The organism is Streptomyces sp. AM 4-1-1 (assembly GCF_029167625.1).
Classification (GTDB): Bacteria; Actinomycetota; Actinomycetes; order Streptomycetales; family Streptomycetaceae; genus Streptomyces.
Window position 1 is genome coordinate 6,550,743 of record NZ_CP119145.1, and the last position, 15,255, is coordinate 6,565,997.

9 protein-coding genes and 2 pseudogenes are annotated in these 15,255 nt (G+C 72.1%); 6 read left to right on the forward strand and 5 right to left on the reverse strand.

The window, feature by feature from the left end; genetic code table 11:
• Positions 1 to 42: 42 nt before the first annotated feature.
• The 4 genes from PZB75_RS27770 (at position 43) to PZB75_RS27785 (ending at position 5,395) form a co-directional block, all read left to right on the forward strand.
• Positions 43 to 186 (forward strand): hypothetical protein, encoded by a 144-nt coding sequence (locus PZB75_RS27770; protein ID WP_275538032.1) that lies wholly within the window; start codon positions 43 to 45, stop codon positions 184 to 186.
• A gap of 569 nt (positions 187 to 755) precedes the next feature.
• Complete coding sequence (locus tag PZB75_RS27775) at positions 756 to 1,973, forward strand: CaiB/BaiF CoA-transferase family protein (RefSeq protein WP_275538033.1); 1,218 nt, start codon at positions 756 to 758, stop codon at positions 1,971 to 1,973.
• Positions 1,970 to 3,184, forward strand: a complete 1,215-nt coding sequence (locus tag PZB75_RS27780) for an acetyl-CoA C-acetyltransferase (RefSeq protein WP_275538034.1) — start codon at positions 1,970 to 1,972, stop codon at positions 3,182 to 3,184. The genes PZB75_RS27775 and PZB75_RS27780 overlap by 4 nt, the downstream gene beginning before the upstream one ends.
• A gap of 39 nt (positions 3,185 to 3,223) precedes the next feature.
• Positions 3,224 to 5,395, forward strand: a complete 2,172-nt coding sequence (locus PZB75_RS27785) for a 3-hydroxyacyl-CoA dehydrogenase NAD-binding domain-containing protein (RefSeq protein WP_275538035.1) — start codon at positions 3,224 to 3,226, stop codon at positions 5,393 to 5,395.
• Positions 5,396 to 5,428: 33 nt separating this feature from the next.
• Here the strand turns inward: PZB75_RS27785 and PZB75_RS27790 are convergent.
• The 3 genes and pseudogenes from PZB75_RS27790 to PZB75_RS27800 form a co-directional block, all read right to left on the reverse strand.
• Positions 5,429 to 5,734, reverse strand: a pseudogene (locus PZB75_RS27790) (transcriptional regulator); the annotation flags it as partial.
• A 339-nt stretch (positions 5,735 to 6,073) separates the two neighbouring features.
• A pseudogene (locus PZB75_RS27795) lies at positions 6,074 to 6,478 on the reverse strand (MerR family transcriptional regulator); the annotation flags it as partial.
• 159 nt (positions 6,479 to 6,637) lie between these two features.
• A complete protein-coding gene (locus PZB75_RS27800) occupies positions 6,638 to 8,149 on the reverse strand; it encodes a M1 family metallopeptidase (protein WP_275538036.1) in 1,512 nt (503 codons plus the stop codon).
• A gap of 214 nt (positions 8,150 to 8,363) precedes the next feature.
• Here PZB75_RS27800 and PZB75_RS27805 point away from each other — a divergent pair, with 214 nt between their 5' ends.
• Positions 8,364 to 9,758 carry a M14 family metallocarboxypeptidase gene (locus tag PZB75_RS27805; RefSeq protein WP_275538037.1) on the forward strand — a complete coding sequence of 465 codons (1,395 nt, stop codon included), beginning with the start codon at positions 8,364 to 8,366 and terminating at the stop codon, positions 9,756 to 9,758.
• A 35-nt stretch (positions 9,759 to 9,793) separates the two neighbouring features.
• On the opposite strand, the gene PZB75_RS27810 is transcribed toward PZB75_RS27805, so the two are convergent.
• Positions 9,794 to 10,762, reverse strand: coding sequence for an FAD-dependent oxidoreductase (locus tag PZB75_RS27810; protein WP_275538038.1), 969 nt, complete (start codon positions 10,760 to 10,762; stop codon positions 9,794 to 9,796).
• Between the two features lie 328 nt (positions 10,763 to 11,090).
• On the opposite strand from PZB75_RS27810, the gene PZB75_RS27815 reads away from it, so the two are divergent.
• Positions 11,091 to 12,728: an ABC-F family ATP-binding cassette domain-containing protein gene (locus PZB75_RS27815; protein ID WP_275538039.1), complete on the forward strand. Its 1,638-nt coding sequence runs from the start codon at positions 11,091 to 11,093 to the stop codon at positions 12,726 to 12,728.
• A gap of 61 nt (positions 12,729 to 12,789) precedes the next feature.
• Here PZB75_RS27815 and PZB75_RS27820 read toward each other — a convergent pair whose 3' ends face one another.
• On the reverse strand, positions 12,790 to 15,234 hold the full coding sequence (locus PZB75_RS27820) for a Tex family protein (protein ID WP_275538040.1): 2,445 nt from the start codon (positions 15,232 to 15,234) through the stop codon (positions 12,790 to 12,792).
• Between the last annotated feature and the right edge of the window lie 21 nt (positions 15,235 to 15,255).

Below are 15,255 nucleotides of genomic sequence, written 5' to 3' on the forward strand. Positions count from 1 at the left end.
GTACGGATGTTTCAAGCCGTTCTTCCCGTGCAGGCTGCTTGTATGACGAATTACCGCACGCAGCCCGCCGTGGCACCCATCCGCCTCACCCCCCGGGCCATCCGGATGGGCGTCTCGACCGCCTTGGCCGTCAGTCTCGTCTGGGCCGGTTCGATGATCTACACCCTGGCCTCCTGGATGCTCTGACCCGCCCCGTACGACCGACTGCGCTTCACGGCCGCGTCCCGGCGCCCGGCCCCGACTGCTCGCAGCCGTCCCCGTGGCGCGTCGCTCATCGCGGCGGTCGTGGTGACCGCCCCTGTCCCGGCCCTGCCCAGCGGCCCGTCCAGGCCCGGGCCCCGGCCCAGGTGCGCCGGAATCCAGTCCGGCACCGGACAGGACGCGGACGCGGTGATGGCCCCCGTCGTCCCACCATGCGTCGCTAGCCTGCCCCAGGCGCCTCCGTGGACGCCCGACGCCTGCCGCTCCTGGCGGAGAGGCACACCTCGGACATTCCCCGTCCCTCGCGCCCGGCGCACCCGCGTACGCCGTCTGTCCGTCGTCCGGCAGGCAGCAGGCAGCAGGCAGCAGGCGGATGTGCGGCGGATTCGGCGCCGTTCGGCGGACCCCACGGGGTCCGGTGGGGGAAGGTGGGGGAAGGAACGTGAAGGCACCCGACGGAACCGAGCGCGTGCTCGCCCAGGGGTTGTGCGGAGCGTGACGGATTCTTAGCATCATCGGTGTTACATCAGTTGTGTCATACCGCTGGGGGTTTGATGGCAACGACGGAGAGCGGCCCGTCCGGCCCGCTGGCGGCGCTGCGGGTCGTGGAGCTGGCGGGAATCGGCCCCGGACCGTTCGCCGCGATGCTCCTCGCCGACCTCGGCGCCGATGTCGTCCGGGTCGACCGCCCCGGCGGGGCCGGGCCGGGCATCGACCCCGCGTACGACCTCACCAACCGCAACAAGCGGTCCGTGCTGGTCGATCTCAAGGCTCCGGACGGTCCGGCCCAGGTCCTCGACCTGGCGGAGCGGGCCGACATCCTGATCGAGGGGTACCGGCCCGGCGTCGCCGAACGGCTCGGTGTGGGGCCCGACGCCTGTCTCGCCCGCAACCCGCGGCTCGTCTACGGCCGGATGACCGGCTGGGGACAGCACGGGCCACTGGCCGGCCGCGCCGGGCACGACATCACCTACATCGCCCTCAGCGGCGCCCTCTCCATGATCGGCGGCCCCGACGGACCACCGGCCGTCCCCGCCAATCTGCTCGGGGACTACGCGGGCGGTTCGCTCTATCTGGTCGTCGGCGTGCTCGCCGCGCTCCAGCACGCACGCACTCCCGGAGGCGCCGGGCAGATCGTCGACGCGGCCGTCGTCGACGGGGCGGCCCACCTCACCACGATGATCCACGGAATGCTGGCGGCGGGCAGCTGGCAGGACCGGCGCGGTACGAACGTGCTCGACGGCGGCTGCCCCTTCTACGGTTCGTACGAGACCTCCGACGGCGGGCACCTGGCGGTGGGGCCGCTGGAGCAGCGGTTCTACGACGAGTTCATCGATCTGCTCGGCATCGCGGACCAGGTGCCGGACCGGGGCGACCCGGCAGGCTGGGACGCGTTGCGCACGGCGGTCGCCGACCGCGTCAGGACCCGCACCCGCGCCGAGTGGGCCGAGGTCTTCGACAGCACGGACGCCTGCGTCGCACCGGTCCTCTCGCTCCGCGAGGCCACCCGTCATCCGCACCTCGCCGCCCGCGCCACCTTCGTCGAGCACGGCGGTCTCGTCCAGCCCGCCCCGGCCCCCCGCTTCTCCGCCACCCCCGGCTCGGTGCGCGGCGGTCCCGCCGGCCCCGGAGCCGACAGCGAGAGCGTGGCGGCGGACTGGGACGTCCCCAGCGTCCGCCGGTCCACAAGCGCCGCCGGACGATCAGAACCGCGCGCACCACGGACCCACCCGCCCCGCACCGACCCCACCCCCGAAAGGCCGCTGTCTTGAGTCCCGAAGCGTTCGTCTACGACGCGATCCGCACCCCGCGCGGTCGCGGCAAGGCCAATGGCGCCCTGCACGGCACCAAGCCGATCGACCTCGTCATCGGCCTCATTCACGAGATCCGCGGCCGTTTCCCCGGCCTCGACCCCGCCGCCGTCGACGACATCGTCCTCGGCGTGGTCAGCCCGCTCGGCGACCAGGGCTCCGACATCGCCCGGATCGCCGCCATCGCGGCCGGCCTCCCCGACACCGTCGCCGGGGTACAGGAGAACCGCTTCTGCGCCTCCGGTCTGGAAGCCGTCAACCTGGCCGCCGCCAAGGTCCGTTCGGGCTGGGAGGACCTGATCCTCGCCGGCGGCGTCGAATCGATGTCCCGGGTCCCGATGGGCTCGGACGGGGGCGCCTGGGCGATGGACCCGATGACCAACCTCGCGACCGGCTTCGCCCCGCAGGGCGTCGGCGCCGATCTCATCGCCACCATCGAGGGTTTCTCGCGCCGCGATGTCGACGAGTTCGCCGCACTCTCCCAGGAACGCGCCGCCACGGCGTGGAAGGAAGGCCGCTTCGACCGCTCGGTCGTCCCCGTCAAGGACCGGAACGGGCTGGTCGTCCTCGACCACGACGAACACATGCGGCCCGGCACGACCGCAGACACGCTGGCCTCCCTCCGCCCGTCGTTCGCCTCGGTCGGCGAGGCGGGCGGCTTCGACGCGGTGGTGCTCCAGAAGTACCACTGGGTGGAGAAGATCGAACACGTCCACCACGCGGGCAACTCATCCGGCATCGTGGACGGCGCCGCGCTCGTCGCGATCGGTTCCCGGGAGATCGGCGAGCGTTACGGACTCACCCCGCGCGCCCGGATCGTCTCGGCCGCCGTCTCCGGATCCGAACCCACCATCATGCTGACCGGCCCGGCACCCGCCACCCGCAAGGCCCTGGCCAAGGCCGGACTGACCATGGACGACATCGACCTCGTCGAGATCAACGAGGCGTTCGCCGGTGTCGTGCTGCGCTTCGCCAAGGACATGGGGCTCTCCCTCGACAGGATCAACGTCAACGGCGGCGCGATCGCCCTCGGCCATCCGCTCGGCGCGACCGGCGCGATGATCCTCGGCACGCTCATCGACGAGCTGGAACGACAGGACAAGCGGTACGGCCTCGCCACGCTCTGCGTCGGCGGCGGCATGGGCATCGCCACCGTCGTCGAACGCCTCTGACCGTCCCTTCCCCACGGCCCTCACGGGAGCAGCCAGAACATGAGCGAGACCACGACCATTCGCTGGGAACAGGACGAGACCGGTGTCGTCACCCTCGTCCTCGACGACCCCGCCCAGTCCGCCAACACGATGAACCAGGCGTTCCAGCACTCCGTCGCGGCCGTCGCGGATCGCGCGGAGGCCGAGCGCGACACCATCCGCGGCATCGTCATCACCTCCGCCAAGAAGACCTTCTTCGCGGGGGGCGACCTCAAGGACCTGATCCGGACCGGCCCCCAGGACGCCCGACGTGCCTTCGACACCTCCATGGACGTCAAGCGCGCTCTGCGCCGCATCGAGACCCTCGGCAAACCCGTCGTCGCCGCCATCAACGGCGCCGCCCTGGGCGGGGGTTACGAGATCGCCCTCGCCTGCCACCATCGCGTCGCCCTCGACGCGCCCGGCTCCCGGATCGGCCTGCCGGAGGTCACCCTCGGCCTGCTCCCGGGCGGCGGCGGCGTCACCCGTACCGTACGGCTGATGGGCATCGCCGACGCGTTGCTGAAGGTCCTGCTCCAGGGCACCCAGTACACCCCGCGCCGTGCCCTCGACAACGGCCTCGTCCATGAGGTCGCCACCACCCGCGAGGACCTGTTCGCCAAGGCCCGCGCCTTCATCGACGCCCACCCCGAGTCCCACCAGCCCTGGGACGTCAAGGGATACCGGATTCCCGGCGGGACCCCGGCCGACCCCCGGTTCGCCGCCAATCTGCCCGCCTTCCCCGCCAACCTGAGGAAGCAGATCGCGGGGGCCCCCTTCCCCGCGCCGCGCAACATCCTGGCCGCGGCGGTCGAGGGCGCCCAGGTCGACTTCGAGACCGCGCAGACCATCGAGGCCCGCTACTTCACCGAGCTGGTCACCGGCCAGATCTCGAAGAACATGATCCAGGCGTTCTTCTTCGACCTCCAGGCCGTCAACTCCGGCGCCGGCCGCCCCCAGGGCGTCGCGGAACGCCAGGTCCGCAAGGTCGCCGTCCTCGGCGCCGGGATGATGGGCGCGGGCATCGCGTACTCCTGCGCCCGCGCCGGGATCGACGTCGTCCTCAAGGACGTCTCCACCGAGGCCGCCGGGAAGGGCCGGGCGTACTCCGAGAAACTGCTGGCCAAAGCACTCGCCCGGGGACGTACGACCGAGGCGGGGCGCGACGAGCTGCTGGCCCGCATCACCCCGACCGGCGACCCGGCCGACCTCGCGGGCTGTGACGCGGTCATCGAGGCCGTCTTCGAGGACACCGCGCTCAAGCACAAGGTGTTCCAGGAGATCCAGGACGTCGTCGCACCCGACGCGCTCCTCTGCTCCAACACCTCCACCCTCCCCATCACCGTCCTCGCCGAAGGCGTGTCCCGGCCCGCCGACTTCGTCGGGCTGCACTTCTTCTCCCCCGTGGACAGGATGCCGCTCGTCGAGATCGTCAAGGGCGAGCGGACCGGGGACGAGGCGCTGGCCCGCGCGTTCGACCTGGTCCGCAGGATCAGGAAGACACCGGTCGTCGTCAACGACTCGCGCGGCTTCTTCACCTCGCGTGTCATCGGCCGGTTCATCAACGAGGGCGTCGCCATGGTCGGCGAGGGCATCGACCCGGCCTCCGTCGAGCAGGCGGCGGCGCAGTCCGGCTACCCGGCCAAGGTGCTGTCGCTGATGGACGAACTGACGCTCACCCTTCCCCGCAGGATTCGCGACGAGACCAGACGGGCCGTCGAGGAGTCCGGCGGCGACTGGGCGGACCACCCCGCCGACCCGGTCATCGACCGGATGGTGGACGAGTTCGGACGCACCGGCCGCGCCGGCGGGGCGGGCTTCTACGAGTACGACGAGAACGGCGGCCGAACCGGGCTCTGGCCGGGACTGCGCGAGCACTTCACCAAGCCGGACGCCGGCATCCCCTTCACCGACATGAAGGAACGGATGCTCTTCTCCGAGGCACTGGACAGCGTCCGCTGCCTGGAGGAAGGCGTCCTCACCTCCGTCGCCGACGCCAACATCGGCTCGATCATGGGCATCGGGTTCCCCGCCTGGACCGGGGGAGTGCTCCAGTACATCAACGGATACGACGGCGGCCTGCCCGGTTTCGTGGCCCGCGCCCGGGAACTCGCCGAGCGGTACGGGGACCGGTTCCTGCCGCCCGAGCCGCTCGTGCGGAAGGCCGAGCGGGGCGAGACCTTCCACGACTGACCCCGGCCGTCCCCGCGGGAGCGCGGGCCGCGCTCACTCCTCGGTGAACGCGGCCCGCAGCTCCTCGCGCAGCGACCGCTGGAACGCCGTCACCAGCGCCTGCACCACCATCGGCTGCATGTGCGCCGACAGCGACTTCATCGCCGCCACATGCTCGGGGTCGGACTCGCGCTCCCGGTACGGTCCCCACACCTCGTCCCGGAACAGCCGGGTCAGCTCCCGCGCCGCCGACCGGGTGTGCTCCAGCAGGACGGTCCGGGCCGCGAGGATCGTTCCGTGCGCGATCGGTACGTCCAGCAGCTCCACCCCGAGCCGCAGCAACCCCAGATCCACCCGGAACCGGCCCCCGGACGGCTCCGCGCTCCCCGTTCCGGACGGCTGCGCGTTTCCCGTCCCGGACTTCTGCGCGTCCCCCGTCCCGGACGGCTCCCCGCCTCCCGTTCCGGACTTCTGCGCGTTCTCCGTCCCGGACTTCTGCGCGTTCTCCGTCCCGGACTTCTGCGCGTTCTCCGCCCCGGACGCCTGCGCGTTCTCCGCCCCGGACGCCTGCGCGTTCTCCGCCCCGGACGCCTGCGCGTTCTCCGCCCCGGACGCCTGCGCGTTCTCCGTCCCGGACTTCTGCGCGTCCTCCGTCCCGGACTTCTGCGCGTCCTCCGCCCCGGACGCCTGCGCGTCCTCCAGGACCCCCATCGCCGTCAGTCGGCCGAGGTCCGCGCCGGACAGCTTCCGGCCCGCCCGGCGCTCCAGCTCCGCGCGCGTCAGGTCCTGCGCCGATTCCGGCGCCCAGGAGGCCACCAGCGCCCGGTGCATGGCCAGTTCGGGTGCGCTCAGGTCCGGCGGCAGCCGCTCCAGATAGCGTTCGATCGCTGACAGCGTCATCCCCTGACGCTGAAGCTCCTCGATCAGTTCCAGACGGGAGAGATGCCCCGGCCCGTAGTGTCCGACGCGGCGCGGACCGATCGCCGGGGGCGGCAGCAGCCCCCGTGTGCCGTAGAAGCGGACCGTGCGCACGGTGACCCCGGCGCGTGCCGCGAGCTCGTCGACGGTGAACGTGAGCGTCGGCTCCCCGGCCTCGGTCGCCATGTCTGCTCCTCGGTTCTCACTGCTGTGCGGCGGTGCGCGTCCGGTGCAACAGTATTGCTGTCCCACCGACGTGGTGAAAGCGTCCGAGAGCCCCGGCCCGGCACCCGCGGACGCCGCCGCCCCTCCGGGGGAGCGGCGGCGCCCGGTGCCGGAGACCGGTCAGCGGTGGTCGTGGACCGTGTTCGTCGCCGCGATCTTCGGCCAGGAAGCGGGCCGGGCCGGCCGGGCCGACCCGTCGCTCGTCCGTGCCGCCGCGGCTCCGGAGGCCCCCGCGACGGCGGGGGCCGCGGGCTTCGCGGGCCGGTACAGCCAGGTGTCGAAGAACCCGGCGAGCGGCTTGCCCGAAACCCTCTCCGCGTACGCCACGAAGTCGCTCACCTTGGCGTTGCCGTACGCGTGCTCGGTGGGCCAGCCCTTCAGCAGCGCGAAGAACGTCCTGTCACCCACCTTGCCGCGCAGCGCCTGGAGTGCCAGCGCGCCCCGGTCGTAGACGGCGGCGTCGAACTGATCGTCCGGGCCCGGATCGCCCGGCCGCACCGTCCAGAAGGCGTCGTCCGCCGGATGCAGCGCATAGGTGTAGTCCGCCAACTCCTGCGCGGTGCCCTCGCCCTCGTGTTCCGACCAGAGCCACTGGCTGTAGCGGGCGAAGCCCTCGTTGAGCCAGATGTCCTTCCAGCCGTGGACCGACACACTGTCGCCGTACCACTGGTGGGCCAGCTCATGGACGACGACCGAGACGTTCGAGCCGTTCGCGAACTGCTTCGGGCTGTAGAACGGCCGGGTCTGCGTCTCCAGCGCGAAGCTGCTCGGCACGTTGGGCACGTAGCCGCCGAGCGCGTTGAACGGGTACGGGCCGAAGAGGTCCGTCAGCCATTCCGCGACCTCGGCGGTCCGCTCCACACTCGCCCGCGCCGCCCCCGCGTTGCCGCCCAGATCCTTGCTGTACGCGTTGAGCACGGGCAGCCCGTCGGCGGTCCTGTCCGTCGTGATGTCGAACTTGCCGACGGCGAGCGTCGTCAGATACGTCGCCTGCGGCTTGTCGGAACGCCAGTTGAAGCGGGTCCAGCCGAGCTTCGAACTCTGCGACACCAGCACGCCGTTGCTGATGGCCTGGGTGCCGTCCGGCACGGACACCGAGATGTCGTACGTCGCCTTGTCCAGCGGATGGTCGTTGCTGGGGAACCACCACACGGCGGACTCCGGCTCCTGGGCCGCGATGCCCCCGTCGGGGGTGCGGGCCCACGCCGTCCAGCCGTTCACCTTGAGCTCGGACGGCTTGCCGGCGTAGCGCACGACCACGGAAACCGCCTTGCCCTTCGGCAGTACGGCGTCCGGGGTGATCTCCAGCTCCTGGGCGCCGCTCCTCGCGAACCCGGCGGTCCTGCCGTTGACCCGTACCTCCGAGACGTCCAGTCCGAAGTCCAGGTTGAAGCGCGACAGCTCCTGGGTGGTGGTCGCGAGAAGTGTCGCCGTGCCCTCCAACAGGTCTGTCTTCGGCTGGTACTTCAGCCGTAGGTCGTAGTGGGAGACGTCATAGCCGCCGTTCCCGCTGGCCGGGTAGTAGGGGTCGCCGATGCCCGGGGCGCCCGCCGTGCCTCCGGCGGCCGATGCCGGGATCGCCAGCAGCAGGGAGGCCGCGAGTACGCTCGGGACGATGAGTCTGCGGTGCACGAATGCTCCAAGTCGTCGGGGCGAATGATCTTCCGACCGGTCTGGTCCGAGACTATTCAGCCGTGAGCACGACAGTCATGTCCATGGCCGCACGTGTCACACGATCGCCATTCGGCCGACATGGCGAAGGGTGTCCGTCACGTCATGGTCACGTCTCTTCGATCCCGTGATCTCCCTCTGTCGCACAGGAGTTGATGGCGGTACCTTCCGCCCCATGCCGAGACGCGCGCGGGGCGCCCGCCCGACCCCCGGACCGCCGGTGACACCCGGGACCACCGCACGGACGGCGACCGCGCACGCCCACCGGGGTCTGTGGCACCGCGACGGGCGCCGGGCCGGCCTCCACCGGCCGGCCCTGGCCGTCGCCGCCACCGTCCTCGCCCTGCCCTTCGGTACGGTGCCCGCCCAGGCCGTCCACGTCCCGCCCCGCACGGGCTTCGAGGCGAGCGACGGAGCCCACTGGACCGACGGACCGCAGGAGGACGCCTTCCTGCGCGCCGCGGACCGGGGCAGCGACCGGCTCTCCGTCGACCGGATCGGCACCACCCGGGAGGGCCGCCCCATCCGGCTGGCCCGCATCGGCACCCGCGGGACCGGAGCCCCGGCCGTCCTGCTGGTCTGCGCTCAGCACGGCGACGAACCGGCCGCCCGAGAGGCATGCCTGACGCTGATCCGCGACCTCGCCTACGCCGAGGACGAGGCCACCCGCGCCTTTCTCACCCGTACGACCGTCCTGGTCGTCCCCACCGCCAACCCCGACGGACGCGCCAGGAACACCCGGGGCAACGCCGACGGCCTCGACATCAACCGCGACCACCTCGCGCTGAGGACCGCCGAGAGCCGGGCCCTGGCCGCGGTCATCCGCGACCACGCGCCCCAGGTGATCGACGACCTGCACGAGTACGCGGCCACCCCGCGTTCGTACGACAAGGATCTGCTCGTGCTCTGGCCCCGCAATCCCAACGTCGACGACGAGGTGCACAGCGCGTCGCGCGACCTCTCCGACCGCTATGTACGGCCGATGGCCGAGGACGCCGGATACACCACGGGCGTGTACGGCATCCGGACCGACCCGGTCACCGGGGAACCGTTCGGACAGACCGCGGGCGACGGCCAGGAGCGCATCCTGCGCAACCTCGCGGGACTGGAGCACGCGGTCGGGCTGCTCGTCGAGTCCCGGAGTGCCCCGCTCACCGACGGGAGAGCCGACCGGGCAGCCGTCAACCGGCGCCGCTTCCAGTCACAACTGGCCGCGACCAGAGCGGTGTTCACCTTCGCCGACGAACAGCGCGAGCGGATCACCGCCGTCACCTCGGCGTCCCGGGCGGCGGACGCCGAGGACCGAGGACCGGTCCACCTCGGGGGCGCCGACAACGAAGCCCCTGGACCCGGGGAACTCCTCCCGGACCCGCCGTGCGGCTACCGGCTGGACGCCACGCGGTACGCGCGCGTCAAGGACGAACTGGCCCTGCACGGCGTCATCTCCCGCCCCGAGGGCCACGGGGCCTACGTGCCGCTGCGCCAGCCCGCCCGGAAGCTGATCCCCCTCCTCCTGGATGGCCGGGCGCCCTACCACCTCACGGACGCACAGGCCGACACCACCTGCTGATGCCGGGCGCCGCCCCGGCCCGCGACGGTGTTGGCTCAGCCCAGCAGACGCGCCACCGCCTCCGCGCATCCCAGGGCGACCGTCACACCGGCACCCCCATGACCGTAGTTGTGCACCAGCCGGACACCCCCGGGCAGCGCCTCACCCTCGATGCGCACCCCACCGCTCCGGGCCGGCCGCAGCCCGACCCGGTGCCCGATGATCCGCGCCCCGGCGATCTCCGGCCTGACCCGCGCGCACCGCGCCACGATCCGCTCGGTCGTACGGGGATCGGGCACCGTGCTCCAGTCGTCCTCCTCGGCGGTCCCACCGAGGATCAGTCCACCCGGCTGGGGGAAGAAGTACGTCGTCGCGTCCGACGCGGGGTCCGCCTCGGTGAACCACTCGTCGATCCCGGGGTTCTCCACCACGACCAGCTGGCCGCGCACCGGCCGCACCCCACCGTCCGGCACCAGCGCGCGGGCGCCCAGGCCGGTGCAGTTCACCACCGTCGACGCCTCGGCCAGCGCCTCGTCGAAGCCGCCGACCTCCCGCCGCTCGACACCGCCCCCCGCCTCCCCGAGCCGCCGCTCCAGCCAGCGCAGATGCGCCGGCATGTCGATCAGCGGCAGCCGGGCGCGCAATCCCTCCGCCACCTGCGACACGTGCTCCAGCCGACCGGCCCACGGCCCGAGCGCGGTCAGCCGCTGACCCCGGTGCAGTCCGTGGACCAGCCGTACCCCGGTCTCCTCCGGCCGCCGGGCCAGCTCCTCATAACCGCGCAGGGTGGTCAGCGCCCACCCGCCGACCGATTCGGCCGGCTCGATCCGGTACGGCCACCACAGGGCGCCCGCCACCGCCGACGTGGTGGCGGACGCGGGCTCACGCGACCAGACCCGCACCCGATGGCCGCGCTCGGCCAGTACCACCGCCGTGGTCAGTCCGCTGACCCCGCCGCCCACCACGATCACTTCGCGCACCGTCACCCCGCCCCTCGCGTCAGTCGTCGATGTCCCCTCGTGCATCTCTTCGTACGTCTCTTCGTATGTCCCCAGGGACGGGCGCCAACGGAAATCACCCGGGCGGGTCCCCGCGCCCACGCCCGGTGACGTCCTCGCGACCACCCGGCGGCCGGACCGGTCCCGGCGCCGAGGCGTGCCCCCTCGTCCCCGAGGCGGGCGGGTGACGACGGCCACGACACCTCGCGGAGTCGCCGGGACGACCTCGCGGAGGTCGTCGGGACGTCCACACACATCCGGTATGCGTACGCCCGCCCGCCTTGCGGTGCACCGCGTCCGGCGCCGCCCGCTGTTCCGCCGGGCATGACGGGCACCCCTTAGAATCGGCACCCTGATGACTGCCACTCTCGTCGCCAAGGACCTCGCCGCCGGACACGGCGACCGCACCCTCTTCGCCGAACTCGACCTCGTCGTCGCCCCCGGCGATGTGATCGGACTCGTCGGAGCCAACGGTGCGGGCAAATCGTCCCTGCTCCGACTGCTCGCCGGACTCGACCGGCCGGAGGAGGGCGGGCTGCGCCTCTCCCCGCCCACCGCCACCGTCGGTCATCTGCCGCAGGAACCCGAACGGCGGCCGGGCGAGAGTGTCGGAGCGTTCCTGGCCCGCCGCACCGGGGTCGCCGACGCGCAGACCGCGATGGACGCCGCCACCCAGGCCCTGGTGGAAGGCGCCCCAGGTGCCGACGACGCGTACTCCGAGTCCCTGGAGCGCTGGCTCGCCCTCGGCGGGGCCGACCTGGAGGAGCGCGCCGAGGAGGTCGCCGCCGATCTCGGCCTGACCGTCGGGCTCGACCAGCCGATGACCTCGCTCTCCGGCGGCCAGGCCGCCCGCGCCGGTCTCGCCTCGCTCCTGCTGTCCCGGTACGACGTCTTCCTGCTCGACGAACCCACCAACGACCTCGACCTGGACGGTCTGGAACGGCTGGAACGCTTCGTCTCCGGGCTGCGCGCCGGGACCGTCGTCGTCAGCCACGACCGCGAGTTCCTGATGCGAACGGTCACCAAGGTCCTCGAACTCGACCACGCGCAGCAGCAGATCACCCTCTACGGCGGCGGATACGCCGCCTATCTGGAGGAGCGCGAACGGGCCCGCGCCCACGCCCGCGAGGAGTTCGAGGAGTACGCCGACAGACGCTCCGCCCTCGAAGGACGCATCCAGACCCAGCGCTCCTGGATGGAGAAGGGGGTGAGGAACGCCCGGCGCAAGGCCACCGACTCCGACAAGATCGGCCGGAAGTTCCGCAGCGAGGCCAGCGAGAAGCAGGCCGCGAAGGCCCGCCAGACCCAGCGCATGATCGAACGGCTCGACGTCGTCGAGGAGCCGCGCAAGGAATGGGACCTGCGGATGGAGATCGCGTCCGCCCCCCGCTCCGGGTCGGTCGTCGCCACCCTCCGCGAGGCACGGGTGGTGCGCGGCGACTTCGCGTTCGGACCCGCTTCGCTCCAGATCGACTGGGCGGACCGGGTCGCCGTCACCGGCGCCAACGGATCGGGCAAGTCCACCCTGCTGGCCGCTCTCCTCGGCCGGCTACCGCTGGACTCCGGCCACGCCACGCTCGGTTCGGGCGTGGTGGTCGGCGAGGTCGACCAGGCGCGCGCGTTGTTCCACGGTACGCAGTCCCTGCTGGACGCGTTCTGCGCGGCCGTGCCCGACACCGAGCCCGCCGAAGTGCGCACCCTGCTGGCCAAGTTCGGCCTCCGCGCCGACCACGTGCTGCGCCCGGCGACGACGCTCTCCCCGGGCGAGCGGACCCGCGCCGCCCTCGCCCTGCTCCAGGGCCGCGGTGTCAACCTCCTCGTCCTGGACGAGCCGACGAACCACCTCGACCTCCCCGCGATCGAGCAGCTGGAATCGGCACTCGACTCGTACACCGGCACGCTGCTGCTGGTCACCCATGACCGCCGGATGCTCGAAGCGGTGCGCACGACGCGCCGGGTCGAGGTCGCCGACGGGCGGATCACGGAGAGCTGAACGGACCGGAACCCGACGGGGCGGAAGCGGAGATCTCTCTCCCGCCGCCGCCCCGAGGCCCTCAGCGCTTCCCGGCGCCCGGGTCGGTGAGTCCCGCCCGTCGCAGCGCGTCCGCCATCGCGCTGTTCGCGGGCGCCGGAGCCGGCCGGCCCGTACCGCCACCACCGCCCGTCCGGCGACCGCCGCCCTGATCGCCCCGCTCCGGCCGACCGCTCTGTCCCGGCCCGCCGCCCTGCCCCGACCGGCCGCCCTGGCGCTGCCGTGGCGGCCGGCCGCCCTCGCCGTCCCGCTCACGCCGCCCGCCGCCCCGCGCCGCCGCGCCGTCCGGTGCCGCCTCGTCGTCCAGCCGCAGCGTCAGGGAGACCCGCTTGCGCGGGATGTCGACGTCCATCACCTTCACCTTGACGATGTCGCCCGGCTTCACCACATCGCGCGGATTCTTCACGAACGTCGTGGACATCGCCGACACATGTACCAGACCGTCCTGGTGGACGCCGATGTCCACGAACGCGCCGAACGCCGCGACATTGGTGACGACGCCCTCCAGGATCATCCCGGAGGCCAGGTCGCCGATCTTCTCCACGCCGTCCTTGAAGGTGGCCGTCCTGAACGCGGGCCGCGGATCGCGCCCCGGCTTCTCCAGCTCCTTCAGGATGTCCGTCACCGTCGGCAGACCGAACTTCTCGTCCACGAAGTCGTCCGCGCGCAACGACCTCAGCACACCCGTGTTGCCGATCAGCGAAGCGACCTCGCCTGCCGACTTCCCCGCCATCCGGCGCACCACCGGATACGCCTCGGGGTGCACGCTCGACGCGTCCAGCGGATCGTCGCCGCCCCGGATGCGGAGGAAGCCCGCGCACTGCTCGTACGCCTTGGGGCCCAGCCGCGCCACGTCCTTCAACGCCCTGCGGGACCGGAACGGGCCGTTCGCGTCGCGGTGCGCGACGATGTTCTCGGCGAGCCCCGAACTGATCCCCGACACCCGTGAAAGCAGCGGCGTGGAAGCGGTGTTGACGTCGACACCCACACCGTTCACACAGTCCTCGACGACCGCGTCCAGCGAACGCGACAGCTTCACCTCGGAGAGGTCGTGCTGGTACTGACCGACCCCGATCGACTTCGGGTCGATCTTCACCAGCTCGGCGAGCGGGTCCTGGAGGCGCCGGGCGATCGACACGGCACCCCGCAACGACACGTCCATGCCGGGAAGTTCCTGCGAGGCGAAGGCCGAGGCGGAGTACACGGACGCGCCCGCCTCCGACACCATCACCTTGGTCAGCTTCAACTCCGGCTGCTTCTCACACAGTTCACCGGCGAGCTTGTCCGTCTCGCGGGAAGCCGTGCCGTTGCCGATCGCGATCAGATCGACGGAGTGCTCCTTCGCGAGCCGCGCCAGCTTGGCCAGCGACTCGTCCCACCGGTTCGCCGGGACGTGCGGATGGATGACGTCCGTCGCCACGACCTTGCCGGTCGCGTCGACGACCGCGACCTTCACCCCGGTACGGAATCCGGGGTCGAGCCCCAGGGTCGCGCGCGTCCCGGCGGGGGCGGCGAGCAGCAGATCGCGCAGGTTCGAGGCGAAGACGCGTACCGCCTCGTCCTCGGCAGCCGTCCGCAGCCGCAGCCGCAGATCGATCCCGAGGTGCACCAGGACGCGGGTCCGCCACGCCCAGCGCACCGTGTCGCCGAGCCACTTGTCCCCGGGACGTCCGCGGTCGGCCACGCCGAAGCGGCGGGCGATCATGTTCTCGTAGACCGAGGGGCCGGGCTCGGCCGAGGGCTCCTCCGGTTCGAGGACCAGGTCGAGCACGTCCTCCTTCTCGCCCCGGAGCATCGCGAGAACCCGGTGGGAGGGCAGCGCGGTGAAGGGCTCGGCGAAGTCGAAGTAGTCGGCGAACTTCGCACCCGCCTCCTCCTTGCCCTCACGGACCCTCGCCGTCAGCCGGCCGCGTGTCCACATGCGCTCGCGCAGCTCACCGGTCAGATCGGCGTCCTCCGAGAAGCGCTCGGTGAGAACGGACCTGGCCCCCTCCAGCGCCGCCGCCGCGTCCGCGACACCCTTCTCGGGGTCGACGAACGGGGCGGCCGCGGTGAGCGGGTCCACGGACGGGTCGCCGAGCAGCCCGTCGGCGAGCGGTCCGAGCCCCGCCTCCCGGGCGATCTGCGCCTTGGTACGCCGCTTCGGCTTGAACGGCAGGTAGATGTCCTCCAGCCGCGCCTTGGTGTCGGCGGCCCGGATGCGCGCCTCCAACGCGTCGTCGAGCTTTCCCTGTTCGCGTACGGAATCGAGGATCGCCGCGCGCCGGTCCTCCAGCTCCCGGAGATACCGCAACCGTTCCTCAAGCGTGCGCAGCTGCGCGTCGTCGAGCATTTCGGTCGCTTCCTTGCGGTAGCGCGCGATGAACGGCACGGTCGAACCGCCGTCCAGCAGCTCGACGGCCGCCCTCACCTGCCGCTCGCGTACGCCGAGCTCCTCGGCGATCCTGCCTTCGATGGACGTCGTCACGGTTTTCCCGACTCGCCTTCT

Coding starts and splice junctions, on each gene's coding strand:
- PZB75_RS27770 (WP_275538032.1), top strand. CDS start 43: ATGACGAATTACCGCACGCAGCCCGCCGTGGCACCCATCCGCCTCACC.
- PZB75_RS27775 (WP_275538033.1), top strand. CDS start 756: ATGGCAACGACGGAGAGCGGCCCGTCCGGCCCGCTGGCGGCGCTGCGG.
- PZB75_RS27785 (WP_275538035.1), top strand. CDS start 3,224: ATGAGCGAGACCACGACCATTCGCTGGGAACAGGACGAGACCGGTGTC.
- PZB75_RS27805 (WP_275538037.1), top strand. CDS start 8,364: ATGCCGAGACGCGCGCGGGGCGCCCGCCCGACCCCCGGACCGCCGGTG.
- PZB75_RS27810 (WP_275538038.1), bottom strand. CDS start 10,762: ATGCACGAGGGGACATCGACGACTGACGCGAGGGGCGGGGTGACGGTG.
- PZB75_RS27815 (WP_275538039.1), top strand. CDS start 11,091: ATGACTGCCACTCTCGTCGCCAAGGACCTCGCCGCCGGACACGGCGAC.